A 21,951-nucleotide genomic window follows, 5' to 3' on the forward strand; every position below is an offset into this window, starting at 1 on the left:
CGTTTCGCGTGGTACCCGCCGGTGCGAACTCTTTCCCCTCTTGCCTATCCGCTTCGCATTGCCGCAGTGATCAAGAGTCGCCCTCGGCACCCTAAAGACACAGGGCGTCCCGGAGCGCAATCTTCAAACAAAATCGGATGCCGCGTCATTGTCTCCACACCGCGCGGACGGACTTACAAAGCAGGACGATTTGGGACGGCAGGGACTGGGGTGGGAAGCGACTATGGACGCCTTTTTGAGGTCGCTCGAGACAGTATAGCTCTTCAACAATATTATTGCGTCAAACCGCCTCAGATAGCAGGGTCGGCGTTCTATGTGCGACATAATACTGTTGAGGTAGAATACTACAAAGAAATTCACCCGGACGTAGTGAAGAGACGGGGCGAGTCTAATAGGCCCATATCTAGATTGTGAAATATATTAATATACATCACTAAATTTTCATTAGTCGGCCATTTGAAGGACTGCAATAGCGCGTTTGGGTGTACCATCAAGCTTTATCTTGGGGTACCTTAACCACATTACTTTTGATCAGTGTGATAACTAATCCTTATTGAGGAATTTATGGTCAGATCCTATCCTGACAACGTGCCGGACTGTTTTCGGCTGGCTGTTGCCGAATACTCCGACCGGTTCGCCATTCGAAGCGCCACGGAACGGTTTACCTACCTTGAACTCGACGCCCGAACCGACGCACTTTGCGAGCGGTTGCACGCGGCGGGCATAGGAAAAGGCGCGCTCGTCGGGATCCTTCTTGATCGGGCCGTTGCGACCGTCACATCATTCCTCGCCGTGCTGAAAGCCGGAGGGGTCTTTGTTCCGTTGGATCCGAATAGTCCACCGTCGGAACTCCTGCAGATCGCCGACAGGCACCAATTATCCTATTTGATCTCCGACTCCGTGACGCTCCGGCGCGTCCCGGAACTCGCATCGATTGCGACGGTCGTCAACCTCGATGTGGTGGCCACTGCCCCGCAGGGCGCGCCTGCACAGACAGTAACCGTAACGGGCGCCGATCCAGCCTGCGTTATGTTCACCTCCGGCTCAACTGGGCAGCCAAAAGGTGTGGTTATTCCTCATGCCGCCATCGTGCGCCTGGTCAAAGATCCCGGCTATATGGAGTTTTCGCCGGATCAAATCTTCCTCCAGGCCTCACCCTTAGCCTTCGACGCTTCGATTTTTGAAATCTGGGGCGCGCTGCTCAACGGCGCCGAACTGGTTATTCCTTCGGCGGGCCTGCTGAGCCTCGACACCATCGCCGCCGCGATCGAAGAGCAGGCCGTGACAACACTTTTCCTGACAAGCGGCCTTTTCAATCTGATGATCGATCAGCGCCCCGAACCCTTGCGCAAGCTCCGCTATCTCGTCTCGGGCGGCGATGTCATGTCGCCAACGCATGTCGCCAAGGCGGCACAAGTTCTCGACTCCGGTCGTTTCATCTCCGTTTACGGACCGACCGAGAACACAACCTTTACGACCTGCTATACCGCGCCGCCGGAACTGCCGGTCGATCAACCGGTCCCAATCGGCTTGCCTGTCGCCGGAACGGTTATGCGCATATTGGACGCCGATATGCGCGCCGTCCCCGAGGGCACGCCCGGAGAACTTTATGTCGGCGGCATAGGGCTGGCGCTCGGCTACCTGAACGCGCCGGATCTCACCGAAGGCAGGTTCATCGCAGACCCGGAAGACCCTGCGCAGCGGCTTTATCGCACTGGCGATCTTGTTCGGCGCGATGAGACGGGCATGCTGCATTTTCTCGGCCGCATGGATAATCAGATCAAGGTGAACGGCTTCAGAATCGAGCCGGAGCATGTCGAAGCCGTGCTACGCCGGCACCTCTCGCTGACCGATATCGCGGTCGTGGCCTGCGCCCTATCGGGTCATGCAAAGCATCTTGTGGCTTTTGTTATCCCGCTTCGCGATGCTTCCATTTCCGAGGCTGCGTTCCGGGCGACCTCTACGCAACACTTGCCCCCTCATTTGATCCCGGCGCGTCTCGAAATTATCGACGAATTTCCGCTCACCAAGACGGGGAAGATCGATCGTCTTACGTTGAGTCGTCTCGCCGCGCAGACGCGCGAACAAAAACCGGCAAACGGCAATTTCAGCACGCCCGAAGAAGCCATCCTTGCCGATGTCTGGCGTCGCCAGCTTAGCCTTGACACAATTGATGTTGACCAGAACTTTTTCGACCTCGGTGGAACTTCCTTGCAGCTTCTGGGGGTCCACGCCGAACTCGAACAATTTTTCCCGGGCAAGTTTGCAATTCGAGATTTATTCGATCTGCCGACGATCCGGCTTCTGCACGGACGTCTCGTGGGTGCGCAAACCATCGAGGCTACATCACAAGCCGCGACGCAGGGAGCGCTCCAGCGCCGCGCGAACCAAAATCGCGCCGCCATCTCCGCCTTTCGCGCAAATTTAACAACAGGTAACTAATGTCCGAAGATAATCTTTCCGCCATCGCCGTGATTGGCATGGCCGGGCGATTTCCCGGCGCGCCGACACTTGAAGCCTTTTGGGACAATCTTCGGCGCGGTGTCGAATCCATCACTCATTTTCCACCTGAGGAACTTGAGGATGCCTACGGCCGGTCGATTGCCGGTCAGGGTCACTATGTGAACGCGAGAGCCCTCCTTGAGGGTGCGGAACTCTTCGACGCCGGTTTCTTCAATTTTCTGCCCCGCGAGGCCGAACTTACCGATCCCCAGCAGCGGGTGTTTCTGGAGATCGCTTGGGAAGCCCTGGAAAGCGCCGGATATGATCCTGCCGCCTACAAGGGGGACATCGCTGTCTACGCCGGCAGCAGTGTTGGCACCTATCTTCTTTACAATGTGTTGAGCGATCGTCGGCGTGTTGAATGTTTTACCGGCAACTATCAGGTCGGCGAATATCCGACGCTGATGGGCAATGGCAGCGATTTCATTGCGACGCGAACGGCCTATAAGCTCGATCTCCGAGGTCCCGCGCTCACCGTCCAATCGGCTTGCTCGACTTCGCTGCTGGCCATCGCCGAGGCTTGCCAGTGCATTCTGGATTTCCGCGCTGATATGGCGCTGGCCGGCGGGGTGTCGATCACCTTTCCGCAAAAGCGCGGCTATCTCTACCAGGAAGGCGGCATGGTCTCGCCGGACGGCCATTGCCGCACATTCGACGCCGACGCCGCCGGCACCGTGTTCGGCAGCGGCGCGGGCGTCGTCCTACTGAAGCGGCTGGAGGCGGCCCTCGCCGATGGCGACCCCATCCATGCGATCATTCGCGGCAGCGCCGTCAATAACGACGGCGCCAGGAAAGTTGGCTATACGGCACCCAGCAGCGATGGCCAGGCGAAGGCGATCGCCGTGGCCCACGCCGTCGCGGACGTCTCGGCCGATTCCATTTCTTATGTCGAGTGCCATGGCACCGCCACGCCGCTTGGCGATCCCATCGAAGTCGCGGGCCTCACCAAGGCGTTCCGCGCGACGACGGATAAGAAGGGCTTTTGCGCGATCGGCACGGTCAAGACAAACATCGGCCATCTCGATATCGCGTCGGGGGTCACTGGTCTCATCAAAACGATCTTGTCGCTCAAGCATGAAAGCCTGCCGGCGACGCTTCATTTCAAGACGCCCAATCCGAAACTCGAACTCGAAAATAGCCCGTTTTTTGTCAGTGCCGAACTCCGTCCCTGGCCGCGTGGCGCTCAACCGCGGCGGGCTGGAGTGAGTGCTGCCGGCGTCGGGGGCACGAACGTCCATCTGGTCATCGAGGAAGCGCCTCAGGTTGCGGCCGAAGCTGTCCAGGAAGACGACACCACGCAATTGATTGTTGTGTCCGCCCGCGATGAAACCGCGCTGGCCGAGGCTCGCGAGCGCCTTGCCGCTCACCTCGAAAGAATCGAGGATCAGAGCCTCGGCGACATCGCTTTCACATTGCAGACTGGCCGGCGTGCATTCAGCCATCGTTTCAGCTGCGTTGCCGACGACAAGCGCGGTTTAATCGCAAAACTGCGCGTTGCGGACAAAACGCAAGCGGTTGTCGCCGCCGCACCGAAGGTGGCGTTCCAGTTTCCCGGCCAGGGCGCGCAATACCCAGGCATGGGAGAGGCCCTGTACCGGCGCTACCCCGCATTCCAGCGCGCGCTCGATCAATGCGCGGTAATTCTCGAACCCTTGCTCGGTCTCGATCTCCGCACCATTCTGTTTGGCGGCGCCGCTGACGCGGGCCTGCGCCTTCAGGCAACATCGCTGGCCCAGCCAGCCCTTTTCAGCATCAGCTACTCGGTCGCAGCCTTGTGGCGAAGCCTGAAGATCGAGCCGGCGGCCATGATCGGCCACAGCGTCGGTGAGTTCGTGGCCGCAACGCTCTCCGGCGTGATGCGGCTCGAAGATGCTTTGGTCGTTGTCGCGGCGCGCGGCGCCATGATGCAAGACCTCCCGAAAGGTGGAATGCTGGCGGTCATGCTCAAGGAGGCCGAATTATTGGCCTGCTTGCCGGCCGAACTGTCGATTGCGGCGGTCAACGCCGAGGCCGCCTGCACGGTGGCCGGCCCACTGACGGCCATCGACGCTTTCGAAGCACAACTTACCGGCCGCGGGGTCGGATGCCGGCGGTTGCGGACATCCCACGCATTTCATTCGGCGATGGTCGATCCAGTGGTCGAACCGCTGGCGGGGATCTTGCGCAAGATCTCGCTAAATCCACCCACCATTCCTTATGTTTCGACCTTGACCGGAAATTGGATCACGGCGGAGCAGGCAACGGATCCCCTTTACTGGGCAGGGCATTGCCGCGAAACGGTCCGGTACGCCGCGGCACTCGAAACGCTCACGGAGTCTTTATCTCCGGTCCTAATCGAAGTCGGCCCAGGGCGTACGCTGTCCAGTCTTGCCCGCCAGAGTGAGCCGACAAGGCGCCGAGCCCCCTTGATCGCCAACTCCTTGCCCGATCCCAGCGAAGCGCGCGCCGCCGACGAGGTCTTCCTCGAAACACTCGGGCGCGTGTGGGCGACGGGAGCATTGCCAGACTGGCACGCCTTGTATGAAGCCGCACCGCACCGGCGTGTCACTTTGCCTACCTACCCATTCCAACGGCAACGCTACTTTGTCGATGCCGTCAAGAACCTCAATGAGGTCGTCGCACCTGAAGGAGACAGCGTCATCGCCATGGCTCACGACACACCCAACCTGGCTCCCGAAATCGTGCCCTCACCCGCAAAGCCGGATCGCCAAGCCGCCGTCCGTGCCGAACTCGCCACTCTCCTCGAGAGCCTTTCGGGCATCGATGTCGCAGGTGCGCCGGGCAGCACAAGCTTTCTTGAACTCGGTTTCGATTCGCTTTTCCTGACCCAGGCGAGCCAGGCCATCAAGACTCGCTTCAAAGTTGCAGTCAGCTTCCGTGAAATGATGGGTGATCTGGCGACGATCGACGCGCTCACCCAGCACTTGGATCGAATCGCCGTGGATTTTGTGGTCGCTGAAGCTGCCGCTTCGCCGATCCAGACAGTCCAAGCCGAGGGCCTTCCCTCTGCGGCGCCCCGCCAGACCACCTTCGCACCCTCGATCCAGGGGACTGCCGCGCCGACGCAAGGAATCGAGCAGGTGATGGCCGCGCAGCTCGCCAGCATGACCGATCTCATCAATCGGCAGCTTGATACTTTGCGCCAGATGGGTGGCGCCGCGCCCGCCAGCGCTCCGCCGGCGCCGATCGCCCAACAAGCACCAGCCCCGAAAGCACCGCAGGTCCCTGCAGTTCCGCAAGCAAAGCCAAGTGTCGAAAAGAAGCCGGTTGAGGCTTTCGGACCTTTCAAGCCGTTCGCACCGGCGATGGATACTGGGCTCAATGCCGAGCAGCAGCGTTTCGTCGCCGATCTGATCGAGCGCTATACCCGGCGTACTCCAGGTTCCAAGGCCATGACCCAAGCCTCGCGCGCGGTCCTGGCCGATCCCCGGGTTGCCGCGGGTTTCCATCCGGAATGGAAAGAAATCGTTTATCCGATCGTGACGGTTCGTTCGGCCGGCTCCAAGCTTTGGGACGTCGACGGCAATGAGTACATCGACATTCTCAACGGATTTGGTCCGACCGCCTTCGGGCACGCCCCCGACTTCATCCGCGATGCGCTGATCGCGCAAATCAACGCGGGCTTTGAGATCGGGCCGCAGACGCCGCTCGCCGGCGAAGTCGCCAAGCTCTTCTGCGATCTGACCGGCAACGAGCGGATGACCTTTTGCAATACCGGCTCCGAAGCGGTCATGGCCGCGATGCGGATTGCCCGGACGGTAACCGGCCGTAACCGGATCGTGTATTTCACCGGCGATTACCATGGCCAGTTCGACGAAGTGCTGGCGCGTGGCACGTTCAAGGACGGCGTTTCGCGGGTTTTCCCGATCGCTCCCGGCATACCGTCGGAGTCGATCTCCAACATCACCATTCTGGATTACGGAACCCCCGAAAGCCTCGCCTGGCTTGAACAGCACTGCCATGAATTGGCAGCCGTCCTGGTCGAACCGGTGCAAAGCCGGCGCCCGAGTTTCCGGCCCCGCAAATTCCTGGAGTCCTTGCGCGAACTGACGGCAAAAACCGGCACTTGCCTGATCTTGGACGAAATCGTCACCGGTTTCCGCGTCCATCCCGGCGGCGTGCAGGCCTTGTTCGATATCCGCGCCGATTTGGTTACCTACGGCAAGGTGGTCGGCGGCGGAATGCCGATCGGCATATTGGCCGGCAAGGCACAATTCATGGACGCGCTCGACGGCGGATATTGGCAATATGGGGATGAGTCCTTCCCCGCTGCCGGCGTTACCTTCTTTGCCGGCACATTCGTGCGCCATCCGCTGACGCTGGCCGCAACGGCCGCGGTGCTGAAACATCTGAAGGCGGCGGGTCCGGCCCTGCAGCAGCATTTGTCGGAGCGGGCCGAGGGTCTGGTGGCGCGTCTGAACGCGATCTTCGAACGCCATGGCGTCCCGGTCGAAATTCAACAATTCCGTTCGGTCTTCTTCTTCAAATTCGGGCCCGAACAACATTTCGGATCGCTGTTTTACTATTTGCTGCGCGAGCGCGGCCTTCACATCCAGGAAGGCTTTCCGTGCTTCCTGACCACCGCCCATGACGATGCGGATCTTGCAAAAATCGTCGATGCGTTCGATTGGGCTTCGGCCGAGATGGCGAAGGTCGGACTTTTCGGGCAGCCCCCGAAGCAGACGGCCGCCCGCCAAGGCCAGTTGACCCAGAGCCAGATGGAAATTTGGCTCTCGGCCCAACTTGGCGATGCCGCATCGAGCGCCTTCAACGAATCGGTGACCCTGCATCTGGACGGCCAGCTCGACGTGGAAGCGTTGCGGAAAGCGATCCGCGACTTGCTGCACCGCCACGATGCCCTGCGCCTGCACTTTGAACCCTCGGGCGATAGTTTCACTGTCTCGCCCGACCCCTCGATCAGCTTCACGATCCATACGCCGGAAGCGGCTCAATCCTATGAGTCGCTTCTGCAAGCTGTTCTCGAGGACGAGGCCTCAAACCCCTTCGATCTGGGCGCCGGCCCGCTGATTCGTTTCACCCTGGTTGCAGACACGGCTCAGGCGCGGCATGCGCTGGTCATAACCGCGCACCACATTGTGTGCGACGGCTGGTCGACGAATATTATTCTGGAAGAATTGGGCGCGCTCTATTCAGCCCGCCTGCGCGGCACCCCCACCGACCTGCCGGCGCCGCACAGCTTCGTCGACTATGCCCTTCACCATGGCGCGGTGGAAAAGGAGACGGAAGCCTACTGGTTGCAACAGTTTGCACAGCTGCCGGAGCCGTTGGCTCTGCCGCTGGATCGCGGTCGCCCCCCGCTCAAGAGTTTTCGCGGCAATACGGTTCGAGCCACGATCGACCGCTCGCTGACCGATGCGGTCAAGCAGGCCGCGGCACGCAAGGGCTGCACATTTTTCTCGGTGCTCTTGACCGCCTATCAGCTTCTGCTGGCCCGACTGAGCGGCCAAGACGACATCGTGGTCGGTATTCCGACTGCCGGGCAAAGCTTGCATGGCGAGGGATCGCTGGTCGGCCATTGCGTCAACTTTCTGCCGCTGCGAAGCCAGTTTCCCGCCGCCATCTCTTTCAGCGAGGCGGCAACCAAAACGCAAAAACTGCTTCTCGATGCCACCGATCATCAGAGCTACACCTTCGGCTCGCTTGTCCGCGCGCTTGAGATGCCACGCAGCGTCAACCGGCTCCCCCTGATCGATGCGCAATTCAATTTGGAGCGTCTGGAGAACAATCTTCAATTCGAGGACCTGGCGGCGAGGACCGACGCCAATCCCAAGCGCTTCGTGAATTTCGACCTGTTCTTTAATGTGATCGCCGGCGATCATGGCCTGACGATCGATTGCGACTACAGCACCGATCTATTTGATCGGTCGACGATTGAACGTTGGGTCGACCATTACCGGACTCTGCTTACGGCCATCGCCCAGGATATGGACCGGGCGGCTTTGCGGCTGCCGATGCTGACAAAGGCGCAGGAAGACTCGCTTCATTCTGCGCTTACGGGCCCGGGCTGCCCCATCCCCGAGCATAGCATTCATGGATTGATCGACCTGCAGGCAGCCGCGACCCCGGACGCGATCGCCGTTCGATTTGAAGATCGCTCCATTACCTATCGCGAACTTGTCGCGCATGCGGATAATCTCGCTGGGCGCCTCCTCGATGCCGGCGTCGCGCGGGAGACCCCCGTCGCGGTCTATCTCGACCGTTCCATTGAACTGGTCGTCGCCTTGCTGGGCATTCTTAAATCCGGCGCGGCCTATGTTCCCCTCGATCCCATCTATCCGCCCGCCCGCGTTGAAGCCATTCTCAGTGAAGCGGACGTTCAGATCGTTTTGACCTCGACGCGGCTGGGAGCCGACATCAAGGCGCCGGTCCCGGTGCGCGTCCACATCGACGATGCCGAGGCGGTCAAGATCGCGCGGCCAAGGCCGGAGCTTCCGATTGTCCAGCCGACGGATCTTGCCTATCGAATCTTCACCTCCGGCTCGACAGGGCGCCCAAAAGGCATCGACATCGAACATCGCTCGGTCGTGAATCTTCTGGGTGCCATGCGCCAATCCCCTGGCATCGGCGCCGACGATGTGTTCCTCGCCGTGACGACACCCTGCTTCGATATTGCCGCGCTCGAAATCTTTCTGCCCTTGACGTCGGGGGCGGAGCTTACGATCGCGAGCCGTGCCGATACCCTCGATCCCTTCCGCCTTGTCGAATTGATCCGACGCACCTCGGCGACAATGATGCAAGCCACTCCGGCCTTGTGGCGGGTGTTGCTTGAAGCAGGGCTCGAACTCAAGGGACTGAAAATTCTATGCGGCGGCGAGGCGCTTGACAAACAGCTCGCGCAGGATCTGGCTGCCGGCGGCGATTTGTGGAACATGTATGGGCCGACCGAAACGACGATCTGGTCGGTCGCTGAACGGCAAGGGGACGGTCCCGTCGATTTCGGGCGCCCCATTGCCAACACGCAGCTTTACATTCTTGATGCGGCCGGCAATACGGCGGCCATCGGAGTTGAAGGCGAACTTTGCATTGCCGGAGCCGGGCTCGCCCGCGGATATTATAAAAATCAGGCGCTCACCGCGCAAAGCTTCACGCAACATCCGTTCTCCGACGACCGCAAGATGCAGCTGTATCGGACCGGGGATCGCGCCCGTTACCTTGCCAATCATCGTTTCGAGTTGCTTGGGCGGATAGACCAGCAAATCAAATTGCGCGGGTTCCGCATCGAATTGGGCGATGTTGAAGATGCGCTCAGGCGTCTTTCCGGCCGGCAGGAAGTGGCCGCCGCCGTCCATGACGATAATCTCGTCGGCTATATCGTGGCGCCCGAAGATGCCATCGGAAACTTGACCGATCTTCGCGCGAAACTGTTGAAGGAGCTGCCAGATTACATGGTGCCGGCGCGAATCCTACGACTCGACGCGCTCCCCCGGACCCAAAACGGCAAAATCAATCGCAAGGCGCTGCCACGCCCCGATGCCGCGCAGGCAGCCCCCGAGCGAGTCATCACGCCGCCGCGTAATCCGACGGAAACCCAGCTTGCCGAGATCTGGAGCAGCGTGCTGCGGGTTGGCCAAGTTGGCATTGACGAAAATCTTTTCGCTCTGGGTGCCGATTCGATCGACCTGTTTCGCATCGCAGCCCGAATGAGGGAGCACAACCTCGGCCTTGAAGCCGCGCATTTGATGCGGCACCCAACCATCGCCGAACTGGCTCTGGCAGCAAACGACCAAACTCTTGCGGCTCGCAACGCTGCACCCTCGCTGCGAAGTTTCAGGCGCCGCGCGGCTGGCGGGGGACAGCAATGACGTCACATCACAGCATGCTTGACAAGTTTGAACCGGAGGTCGAGCCCGGCGACGAACTGCTGTTTCCTTGCTCGTCGTCGCAGGAGCGATGCTGGTTTATTTACGCGCTGGATCCCGGCACTGCAGCGCTCAACATCGCTTTGCGTTGGGAGCTCAAAGGTCAATTCAATCCTTCGACCATCGAGCAGGCGTTTCAAACAATCATCGACCGGCATGAGATATTGCGGACGTGCTTCGTCGAAAAAAATGGCGAACCCGTTCAGGAAGTGGTCAGCCATTTCAATTTCAGGCTGTCGGTCGTCGACCTGACGATCCTTCCTGAAGAGAAGCGGTTGGACGAAGCGATGGAAATTGGCCGGCGGGAAGCCCACTTGCCGATTGACATCAGCCAATTGCCGCTGATCCGCGTGACCATGTTGCGACTGGCCCCTGATCGCGCCTATCTGCTGCTGACCCTCCACCAGATCGTCTTCGACGGCATGTCCATTCGGGTTCTCGCGAATGAGCTCGGCGTCATTGCAGCGGCCCTCGACGCCAAACGTCCGCACAATCTCCCTGAGCTGCAGCTGCAGTATGGCGATTATTGCCGTTGGCAGAAGGAATATTTCGCCGGTGGCAATCTCGCTTCCGAGATTGCCTACTGGAAGGGCAAACTCGGCGGCGCGCCCTATTTCGAAGTCAGTCCTGACCATCCGCGACCCGCCCGGCCGACGCATCGCGGCGAAATCGTCGCTGCCATCCTTCCCAAAGAGCTTGGGGACGGGCTGGAAGAGGCCGCGCGCAAACAAAATCTGACTTTTTTCAGCCTCGGATGCGCGGTGATGGCAGCGATGCTGCACCGCTATACCGGCGGAACCGATGTGATCATCGGCACCCAGATTGCCGGGCGAGATGAGCAAGACCTTGAGAACATGATCGGGATCTTCATCAATAATCTCGTACTTCGGTTCGATGCGTCGGGCGATCCGTCCTTCACAGAATTTCTAAAGCAGGTGAACGGAACGGTTCAGGATGCGCTGATTCATCAGCGCATGCCCTTCCACAAATTGGTGGAGGCTCTGAATCCGCCGCGCGACCCAAAACGCACCCCGCTCATTTCAATCAATTTCGCCGTCTTGAATGACGTGAGGGAGGAACAGAAATACGGCGACTTCGTCCTGCTGAGACAGCCATCCCATTCCACTGGCTCGCTGTACGATCTCAATTTCTTCATGCTGCGCTGGCCGGAGGGCTGGCGGATGGCCCTTGAGTTCAACCTCGACCTGTTCGACAAGCGCACAGCCGAGCGGTTGCTCGATTTCCTCGTCTCGACTTTTGAGTTGGCGGTTTCTAATCCTCACACGAAGCTGTCCGCGCTTATTCCGCCCGTGCGGGAAAGTTTGACGCCAGAAGAGGCTCCTGCGCACATCAATCTTCCCGCGGCAGCGGACAGCGTTCAGCCGAACGACGTCGAGGCTCGGTTGATGGCGATTTGGCAGGATGTCCTCCAGGTCACCGACATCAATCCGAATTCGAACTTCTTCGAACTTGGGGGGCATTCCCTGCTTGCGATGCGGCTTGTCACCAGAATCTCGGGCAGCTTCGGGGTCAAGGTCGGCGTCATGACGCTGTTTCAGGCGCCGACGATCCGAGAATTCGCTGCACAAATCTCGCGAGACAAGCCAACGCTCGAACCTTGGAATATCGTCCAAATTCAGCCGCTCGGCGATAAAACCCCCGTCATCGCCCTCAACAATACGATGATGTATTACAACATCGCGAAAACGGTGTTTCCGGAACGACCGTTCATCGGCATCCAATTGTTCAATCCAAGCGTGCCGAAACCATTGGCGCCACGCAGCATGAGCGATATTGCCGCCGATTATGTGAAGCTCATTCGCGAGGCGCAGCCGCACGGTCCCTATATTCTGTGCGGAATCTGTATCTCAGGAACTATTGCCTATGAAGCGGCACAGCAGTTGAGGCAGGCTGGAGAGTCGGTCCCTCTGCTCATCTTGAGCGATATCTGGGCGCCTGGTTTCATTGAGCAGCTTCCCTTCTTTCGTCGCTTTCTCCTCGGCTGGTCATACCGGATCCATATGATCAAGCATCGGTTTGCCCTTCTCCGAAGCGGCAAATCGACGGCCGCGGAGGTACTCGCCTCCTACGCTTTCTTCCGGAAAAGCGGGATCATGGGTCTTGCAGCCAAACTTGGCCTGATCAGCGCCGTCGATCTGACCAATTTGCGGGACAATAATTGGGGCAATTGGTGGTTCCTCTCCCATCTGGAAGAGGCGCGCAACGCCTATCAAGCCTCGCCATGCGTTGGCGACGTGATGATTTTTCAAAGCAACGAAATACCCACCGGTTTCGCTGATCAAACCATGGGCTGGCCTAAATTTATCCAGGGACGGCTCTTCATGCAAAGAATACCAAGCTGGCACGGAGACATGTTCCAAGGCGACTCGGCGACCCTCATCGGCGAGCATTTGCGTCCCTTGTTTGAAGAAGTAGACGCGGAGCGCGACCGCATGGCTCCAGCGAAAGCTTCCGCCCCTTAACCAGAACCGCGTTCGCAGCCGTGGCCGATCTGCTTCCCCATTTTCGGGGATGCAGGGTGCTCGGCCCTGTGGGAAGAGCTTAAAAGAGCGCTCGGTTCGGGCCCGAAACCCGTGAGGTGATGTCGTGCTCATGTACCTTCGTTTCGATCAGCTGCTTGACTGGTTCGGGTGGGTCGTCGGCGCGCTGATCATCATGATGGCCATTGCGGGCTTGGTCCTTGCCTATCTTCTGGCACGCTCTTTGAGCATGTTCACGATTGGCGTGTTCGCGATCGCCCTTGGAGTTGGCTGTCTCCTTTTTCTTCCCGCGGCACCCCGCGTTACACGGGCCTTACTCTGGCTGGTGGCGCCGCCAACGCCTCCCGGCCCCTCCGGCCCCCTTCCGACCGAAACAGTCAGCATCATTATGCCCTCCTCGACCGGCGAAGGGGCGCCCATCGTGGCGCAAATCTGGTTTCCTAGCTCAAGTGAAAGCGCAAAGTCGGCGCCTGGATCGTCACCCGGCAGTACCCCGCTGCTGACCTGCGCCGATTTCATGCGCACCCGTGACCTGTCCAACGCGCGGCCCCATTACTCAATTCTCCTCTATGCTCCGAGCAACAACGGAACGCGGGATCAAAGCACGTGGACGAATGCGGAGCTTGCCAGCCACGGTTATGTGGTGGCGGCGATCGACGACATCGATCAGGATCCTCCGCTGCCCGACAGCAAGGCCGGGGAGAATTCCGCAGAACCCATGACGTTCGATTTTTCGTCCGCCGAGGCTTACGAGGAGACCCAACGTCTAGGCGCCGATAAAGCGCGCCGTCAGGCAGAAAAGGCGCTTACGGTTCTCGATCGGCTTCAGGCCTGCGCCAGTGCGAACTGGCGTGACAGGCTGCAATTCGACCGCGTTGGCTTTTTTGGTTTTTCGTTTGGGGGAGCGACCGCCGCGGAAGCTGGAATCATCGACCCACGTGTCATCGCCGTGGCAAATCTCGACGGCTGGCTGTTTGGGCCGGCTTTGACGGGTGCCCTCTTGAAGCCCTATTTATTCTTGATCGAGGACGAGCCGGTTCCAGGGCCGAAGCGACTCGAATCCCCCGATCCCGATGTCCGATATTACGCCATTCTTCAAGATCGTTTTCTGCAAGCTCACAAACGTCTGGTAGATCGTCCCGACAACTATGGATTCATGCTGCGAGGCTCGCGCCATGAAAGCTTTTCGGACGAGGTCTTCGGCGCCGCATATTACAAGACCTGGTTTGTTCTGGATCCCTATCACATCAAGTCGATCAGGGATTCCTATTTGCTCGCATTCTTCGACACTTATGTTCGCAATGAGCCCGCCCCGCTGCTCCTCCAGTCGCCGTCGCCCTTTGCGAAGGTCGAAGTCTTGAAGTCGAATCAATATTTGCTCGACGGATCAGGGCAGGCCGAGGTGCAACCGTCCGCCAGCTTGAGATGAAGAGAACCCACCGAACCGAAAGGCCAAAGGGCTAGAGGGGGATGAGGAAAAGTGGAAACCGGTATTCCGCCCGCATCCCGCTCTAAACTTTTGGAATCGATCACGTTCATGATTTTGGAATCATCGTGATCTAGAAACAGCGTATCTCGGCCTCAGCCTGGGCTTTGCGCAAATCGGCCAGCATGGTCTTGGACTGCTCACTTGCGCGAAACATCGTTCCGATCTGGCCTTGCGCCTGATTTAGGCTCGCCACCGTCTGGGCCGCCACATAGCGGTCGTACGGCAGCAGCGAAGCGATGACATCGATCGAACAAGAGCAGCGCTTCAGCAAATCCTGGGTTTCACCATTTGTCTTCATACAGACAAACACATAGTCGGCGCGCGCCTCAGTCGGATAATCGTTGATATCCGCCGCGGCTGACGGCATGCATGCCGCAAGAATAAGAAGGCCCGCGGCCAGGATTTTCATTGGCGCCTTTTACTCTCAGCCTTGGGAACCTACGATCCCGCTTGGTCCGTTAAGCGGATTCGACGGGGGTTATTTTGAGCGATGTGATGCGGTTGCGCGTCTTGCGAAGGACTTCGAAACGGAAATTGTGGAAGGTGAAAACCTGTCCCGACTCCGGAATCGCCCGAGCCTCATTGATGACGAGGCCCGCAATCGTCGTCGCCTCCTCGTCCGGGAGGTTCCAGATCATCGCCCGGTTGAGATCGCGAATTGGCACGGAGCCGTCAACGATCGCCGAACCATCCGCCAACAGGCGGACCCCCTGAACGATAAGATCATGTTCGTCGGAGATGTCTCCGACGATCTCTTCGAGGATATCCTCAAGCGTTACGAGGCCCATCACCACGCCATATTCGTCCACAACGAGAGCGAAATGGGTCTTACGTTTCAAAAACGCCTGGAGCTGATCTTGCACCGGCGTTGTATCCGGCACGAACCAGGGTTCGAGCAAGATGTTTTCGACTCTGAAATTGGTCAGTTCGCCACCCACAATATCGAGCGCGCGCAACAAATCCTTGGCGTGCAGCACCCCGACAATATTGTCCGGTTCCCCGCGCCAAAGCGGCAAACGCGAATAGGGAGCCGCGACAACCTCGCGGATCAATTCCTCGGGCGGCAAATCGGCGTTGATGGTCACCATCTTCGTGCGATGCACCATAACATCGGAAACTTCGAGTTCGCGGAGATCGAGAAGGCCGCCGAACATATCGCGATCCGAACGTCCTACCCCGCCTTCGCGGTGCAGAAGATCGACCGCGCTTTTCAGTTCCTCATGGCCCGACAAAATCGAGTGGCGTCGGCTGGTATCGACTCCGACAAGTTTTAAAAATCCGCGGACCAGAACCTCGACGCTGATAAGGATCGGCCCAAAGATGGCAACGAAGACCGAAATGACCGGCGCGACGAAAAGCGATGTACGGTCCGGATAGTTGATCGCCACCGTCTTCGGCATCACCTCGGCAAAAACGAGCAGGAGCACGGTCATTATGCCGGTGGCATAGATCGCACCACGATCGCCGACAAAGGCCACGAGCGTACTCGTCGCAAAGGCTGAGGCGCCGATATTGACCAGCGTGTTACCGAGCAAGGTCGCCCCGATGAGGCGTTCCCGGCTGGACAACAGCCGGTTAACCAGAACCGCGCGCCGGTCGCCATTTTTTTCCAGGGCATGCATGCGCGCCCGGGACGCAGCGGTCAAAGCCGTCTCGGACGCCGCGAAAAACGCCGCCAAGGCGACACAAACAATTATGGTTGCAATTGCGAACCAAACATCGACCGGCAAAACCCCGGCACCTGCGCCGTGCATGGTTTCAGTGTCCCGTCACCAGTTCGTCTTCAACAAAGGCGCGCATTTCGTTGGCTTCAACCGACTTCGCAACAAAACAATCACCTATCCCTCGCGCGAGGATGAAAGTAAGCGCGCCATGTTCGACCTTTTTGTCTTGATACATCGCATCTAAAATATCGTCCGCGCTGGCACTCCAGCCGGGTATGGCCGAAATTCGCACGGGCAGGCCTACCTCGCGCAGATGCGCTTCGACCCTCAACTGATCCTGCTTGTCGCAAAGACCTTGGCGCACGGAGAAGCGGAAAGCACAAGCCATGCCAATCGCGATTCCTTCTCCATGCACAAGCCTTTGTCCGTCATAGCGGGTCACACGCTCAAGCGCATGACCGAATGTATGTCCGAGATTGAGGAGTGCCCGCTCTCCGGCCTCTGTTTCATCGCGGGCGACAATCGCCGCTTTGGCCTTGCAGCTTGTCGCAATCGCGTGAACACGTTCGGCGCCACCTGCAAAAACGCCACGCCAATTGGCCTCAAGCCAATTGAAAAATTCAACATCGCCAATGAGCCCATATTTAACGACTTCGGCATAGCCGGCTCGAAACTCCCTGGCTGGCAAGGTTGAGAGCGTATCGGTGTCTGCCAAAACAAGCGAGGGCTGGTGAAAAGCGCCGATCAAATTTTTGCCGTGCGGAGAATTGATTCCGGTTTTACCGCCAACCGAGGAATCGACCTGGGCCAAAAGCGACGTCGGCACCTGAACGAAGCGCATCCCTCGTCGCAAAGTCGCGGCGGCGAAACCCGTAAGATCGCCGATGACTCCACCGCCGAGCGCAATCACGATATCACCGCGCTCGAGTTTTGCGCTGATCAGCGCGTTGCATACACGGGCAAAAACCTCGAAGGATTTTGACTCCTCGCCGGGCGCGACGACGACCGCTGAATGCCGGATCGAGGCAAGGTCGAGCGCTCGTTCGAGCGAGGGCAAATACAACTTGGCCACGTTTTCGTCGGTGACGATCGCGCACGCGGCGCGCGGCGCCAATTGGCGGATCAGCCCGCCCGCGTCCGAAATTAAATCGGCGCCGATCATAATCGCATAGGTTCGCTTCCCCAGATCGACGCTGACAAGCTCGCACTGTGAAACCGCATCGTGACCGGTACCTCCGCGAGGGCGGTGCGCTTTCAGTTCTACCTCCGTCAAGGGAACCGGCTCTGGAGAGAACCGTAGAAAATATTCGAGTCCGGCGATGGTCTCCTCGACCGCGATCTCATGCGGCCCGTCGCGCGAGATGACGGTAATGTCGGCTCGGGCATAGACTGGATAGCGCTCCTCAAGCAACGTTCGAAGCGTCTGCTCGGGATCGGCTCCATGCAGCAGCGGACGGTGCGATCGCTTGCGCACCCGGCGCCAGAGCACGTCCGGATCCGCCTTGAGCCAAACCGAAATTCCGGACGCCGCGATTCGCGCCCTCGTTTCCTCATTCATGAAGGCCCCGCCGCCGGTCGCGATAACGCGTGGCCCCTCGCTCAAGAGACGTGCCATCACCCGGCGCTCGCCGTCGCGGAAATAGGCTTCCCCGTGCCGCGTGAACATTTCCGTAATCGACACGCCCGCGGCCGCTTCGATTTCGGCATCGGCATCGACGAATTCCAATCCGAGCTGTTGAGCGAGGCGGCGACCGGTTGAGGTCTTGCCCGAGCCCATGAGGCCGATCAGAACAATGGAGCGTCGACCGAGCGCTGGCACGAGCAAGGCTGCCCGGCGATCACGTTCGCGATCCGTCTCCCCCTCCGTGGCGCATCTTATACCGCTGCTCATTGGAACAGTGTAACACGCGGATGAATGGGATTTAAGCACGACCATACGGCAGAGGGCGCCGCCATATCAGAATAAGGCCGGAACCCCATCCTGGAGTCCGCGGTAAAACCATGAATTCCGCTCGACAATCGTCCCTCCCAAACCTCCGCCTGATTTATCTGGTGTTTTGAGGAAAAGATAGCGTCGGCGTTGGATAATGGACAGCAGGACCCTCGGCCGGCCGTTTTAAATGCGCTGGAATCGAGGAAAAAACGGTTCTGCGACAATCACTTGACCAGCAACACCTTGGCGTCGCCCTGTCTGCTGAGAAGATTGAGGGTCACGTCGCTGCCGTGCCGCTGAAATCTGAGGTCGAGCCGCGAATTGCGTAAATTGAGTTGGCGAAGGGTCACGAAATCGAGAAATTGCGGCATGATCGGGTCGCGGAAACAGAGGGAATTGGTTTCATAGTGGAGGTCCATGCCGAGGCATGCCCCCAGAAAAGCAAACGGCGCCGCCGAAGCCCAGGCTTGAGGGGCGCAGGCCACGGGATAGGCGGTGGGCCCACGGTGCGGCTTGCGAATGAAGCCGCAGAATAATTCGGGCAGGCGGCGCAACTCCTGATAAGCCGCCGCTTCGAACATGGCGGCAAACAGCCGGCCTGCGTGCCGGGCGAAGCCATAGCGCGCCAAGCCGAGCGCGATCATCGCATTATCATGCGGCCAGACCGAGCCATTGTGGTAGGAAATCGGATTGAATCTCGCTTCGCTGCTCGCGACCGTGCGAATCCCCCAGCCGCTAAATGAATCTCGGCTTAACAAAGTCTCAGCGACGCGGGCGGCGCGATCCGGCGCGGCAATCCCCGTGAACAAGGCATGGCCTGCATTCGAGGTCCGGACCCGGCAAGGTTGCTTTTGCCCATCGAGCGCCAATGCATAGGTGCCGAGTTCCTCGCACCAGAACGCCGACTCGAAGTTTTGCTGCAAAATCTGAGCTTCGACGCGCAGCTTCGTTTCGAAACCATATTCGCCGAGCCTATGCGCGAGTTTGGCGGCATAGATTTTGGCACTATACACATAGCCCTGGACCTCGCAGAGCGCGATCGGTCCTTCAGCCAAATTCCCGTTGGCATGAAAGATCGAATCGTAGGAATCCTTCCAGCCTTGATTGACGAGGCCTTTTTCGCTCTGCCGCGCATATTCGACAAAACCATCACCATCCGCATCGCCGCAGGCGTCGATCCATTGCAGGGCCGCCTTGATATTCGGCCAGATCGCCGTCAGCGTTTCCATATCTCCGGTGCGGTCGAAATACATGCCGGCCAGCATGATATAAAGCGGCGTAGCATCGACGGTCCCGTAGTACAGCGCAAAGGGCACTTCGCCGAGACGCGCCATTTCTCCGTTGCGGGTTTCATGCATGATCTTGCCGGGCTGTGCGTCGGCGAGAGGATCATCTCCTTTCGCCTGCGTCGCGGCGAGAAAATTGAGAACGCCTTTGGCAACTGCCGGGTCCAGCCATAGCAGCAGCATGGCCGTGATGATCCCGTCACGCCCGAACGCCGTGCTGTACCAGGGAATGCCAGCATAGGGATAAAGCCCATGCGACGTTCGAGTCATGAGCATATAAAGATCTGAGGTCGAACGCCGGCAGACTTCATTGAAAAGTTCGTTCGAGCTTTCGATCGTCGCGATGCCAGCCCTCTTGTGCCGGATCGCGCGGCGCCTGGAGCGAAATGCCATGCCGAACGATGTCGCCTCTGGAAATGTCGCATTGCCGCAGAGAACAGATACAAAAATAGACGTCCGTGCATGCGGGCCGAGTTCGATTTCGAATGTCGCGCGATTGGATTCCAAGCGTTGCGGTGCGGGCAAGAAACGCAGCTGAGTTTTTCGCTTCAGACCATCCAGTCCAAAGTAATGAAACTCCGCGGCCCCCTTGGCGACCAAAGGCGTGGCTACGCCGCGCGCCTCGCGCGCCGATCCGCGAATTTCAAACAAATCCCTAAAATCGGCATCGAACGAAATGTCGATACGAAACCGTCTGGAGATGTCCGCGTAGTTACGAAAGCCAATTCTCTCGTAACAGACGGCGCGCCAAAGAAACTTCGTTCGTTCGATTGCGATGGTGTCGCGCGGCAAGGAAATTGCGTGATCGACGTGCACATCCGGATTGGTGAGATCGACCGAGAGCGCAGCATTGTCGTCTTGTACGACCGAACTCAACAGCAGGGGTCTCTTGCCCTCAAAACGCAGTTCGTACCACGACAAATAACGAGTGTCGTTGAAGTAGAGACCCTCAGGGCCTTTGCCGATAACCCCGATGTCGCCGTAATTATCGAAGACCGCGAAAGCGTCACCGTGCTTGAGGCTGCGCAGGGAACGCTGAACGAGGGAACCCTCGATCTCGATATAATGCCGGGGCAGCTCTATCGCAGCGTCTGGGTCGTGCTCGATACCGCGAATGGCCTCAATGATGGTGCTGCCGATTGTCGTTCTCCATGAGATTCGAGCTCGGACAGGCCAACAAGACGATGCAAACCAGCGCAACAGCGCCGTTGCAAAGTGCGCCGGTCTCTACGGGTCCAGGATCTATCGTGTCAACTTGCCGGATTCAAGGCGGGCACCGGACTCTCCCCCGCGATTTGTCCCCATGCCAAGGGAGCGAGTTCGCTCTCGACCGTGAGCGATACCATATCGTCCTTCTGCGAAGCGCGAGCCAGGAGTGAACGATAAGCGGCAACATAATCCCGCGCCATCCGCGCTGCGGTAAACCGCTTTTCGAATTCCGTGCGCACCACGTGCCGGTCCATCTGGGCAATCTGTTTCGCGGCTTCAGCTGCGGCCTCGACCGAGTCGACGATCCGCCCGCTTACACCATCGGTCACGACTTCCGGGACCGATCCGTTGGGCCAAGCAATGACGGGCGTGCCGGCCGACATGGCTTCGATCATCACCAAACCAAATGGCTCAGGCCAGTCGATCGGAAACAAAAGCGCACGCGCCCTGCCAAGGAACTCGCTCTTTTGGGCTTCGTTGATTTCACCGACGAACTCAATCAGGGGATGATCGAGGAGTGGCTCGATTTTGTTTTTAAAATAATCCATATCGGCAGCGTCGACCTTTGCTGCCATCTTCAGGGGAATACCGCAGCGTTTGGCGATTTCTATCGCCCGGTCCGGTCGTTTCTCCGGCGAAAAACGGCCGAGAAAAGCAAGATATTCGCCTCCCTTTGGATTGAACCGGCGAACGTGGGAGACTAGCCCATGTGGAATTGTCGCGAGCCAGTTGACGTGCTTTGGCATCGGCAAGCGCTGCGAATTCGAAATCGAAACGAGTGGCATCTCGGGGTAGGAATCGTAAAGCGGCAGAAAATCCGGTTGGTCCAGGCGACCATGCAACGTCGTCACACATTTATGGGCGAGATCGTGAAATAGCGCTTGCGGCAACAGGTCGATGTGAAAATGGATGATGTCAAACTCGTGGGCACGGCGCCGGACCTGCCGGAGCATGCTCAATGTGCTGCCCAGGTGGTCGCGAATTCCCGCGAGTCTCAGGCTTTGCGCCGCACAGGGGACCAACTCGGCCTGGGTCTCGGACTCCGCGCTCGCAAACAAGGTGACTCTGTGCCCCTGTTTAACAAGCTCTTCCGCGAGCCAAGAAACCACGCGTTCTGTTCCGCCATAAAGCTTCGGTGGTACAGCTTCCGCCAAAGGCGAAACGAGCGCGATACGCATCAGCTACTCCTCCAATACTTTATTGCCAAGATTTCCAACTTGCCGTAACGCTTTCGCGATTGGCCTAAGCTCGGGCTGTTAATGTCCCGGTAGGCAGAAAGTTCCGACAGGTTTAAGCCAGCCGACGAATGGAAGTATTTGAATGGAGGATGCGGGTCGGGGCCGCGATTTCGTCTACAGATAAGAATAATCCCAAGATCTCAATAGCATTAATAAATCATTTATTCCTGATTTTATTTGGCGATTGGTCTCCGAATCGACTGTGCTAAATTTGTAACAGCTACGTTGATACTGCATCTTCATATGCGG

Annotated in this window: 9 protein-coding genes and 1 pseudogene; 4 read left to right on the forward strand and 6 right to left on the reverse strand. The window is 58.7% G+C overall.

Translation table 11 applies throughout. The annotated features are described in order from the left end of the window. The first annotated feature begins 564 nt into the window (after positions 1–564). From CU048_04835 to CU048_04850, 4 genes are all read left to right on the forward strand, one after another. Entirely contained in the window at positions 565–2,442 is a 1,878-nt protein-coding gene (locus CU048_04835) for a thioester reductase (protein QBR70715.1), read from the forward strand. Beyond that, entirely contained in the window at positions 2,442–10,325 is a 7,884-nt protein-coding gene (locus CU048_04840) for a non-ribosomal peptide synthetase (protein ID QBR70716.1), read from the forward strand. The genes CU048_04835 and CU048_04840 overlap by 1 nt, the downstream gene beginning before the upstream one ends. Next, positions 10,322–12,865, forward strand: coding sequence for a condensation protein (locus tag CU048_04845; GenBank protein QBR70717.1), 2,544 nt, complete (start codon positions 10,322–10,324; stop codon positions 12,863–12,865). Before CU048_04840 ends, CU048_04845 begins: the two co-directional genes overlap by 4 nt. Positions 12,866–12,995: 130 nt before the next feature. Then, positions 12,996–14,312, forward strand: coding sequence for a hypothetical protein (locus CU048_04850; protein ID QBR70718.1), 1,317 nt, complete (start codon positions 12,996–12,998; stop codon positions 14,310–14,312). Positions 14,313–14,338: 26 nt separating this feature from the next. Here CU048_04850 and CU048_04855 read toward each other — a convergent pair. From CU048_04855 to CU048_04880, 6 genes and pseudogenes are all read right to left on the reverse strand, one after another. Then, positions 14,339–14,431 (reverse strand): annotated as a pseudogene (locus tag CU048_04855) (SAM-dependent methyltransferase). A gap of 11 nt (positions 14,432–14,442) precedes the next feature. After that, complete coding sequence (locus tag CU048_04860) at positions 14,443–14,781, reverse strand: hypothetical protein (protein QBR70719.1); 339 nt, start codon at positions 14,779–14,781, stop codon at positions 14,443–14,445. Between the two features lie 49 nt (positions 14,782–14,830). Beyond that, a complete protein-coding gene (locus CU048_04865) occupies positions 14,831–16,126 on the reverse strand; it encodes a hypothetical protein (protein QBR70720.1) in 1,296 nt (431 codons plus the stop codon). Between the two features lie 4 nt (positions 16,127–16,130). Further along, the gene (locus CU048_04870) at positions 16,131–17,927 is read right to left on the reverse strand and encodes a 3-dehydroquinate synthase (protein ID QBR70721.1); all 1,797 of its coding nucleotides are present in this window, start codon (positions 17,925–17,927) and stop codon (positions 16,131–16,133) included. Positions 17,928–18,193: 266 nt separating this feature from the next. After that, on the reverse strand, positions 18,194–20,383 hold the full coding sequence (locus CU048_04875) for an amylo-alpha-1,6-glucosidase (GenBank protein QBR72666.1): 2,190 nt from the start codon (positions 20,381–20,383) through the stop codon (positions 18,194–18,196). Positions 20,384–20,505: 122 nt separating this feature from the next. After that, entirely contained in the window at positions 20,506–21,642 is a 1,137-nt protein-coding gene (locus CU048_04880) for a glycosyl transferase (protein QBR70722.1), read from the reverse strand. Positions 21,643–21,951: the final 309 nt, after the last annotated feature.

The sequence above is a fragment of the Beijerinckiaceae bacterium genome, from assembly GCA_004564215.1.
In the GTDB taxonomy this organism is placed as follows: domain Bacteria; phylum Pseudomonadota; class Alphaproteobacteria; order Rhizobiales; family Beijerinckiaceae; genus Methylocapsa.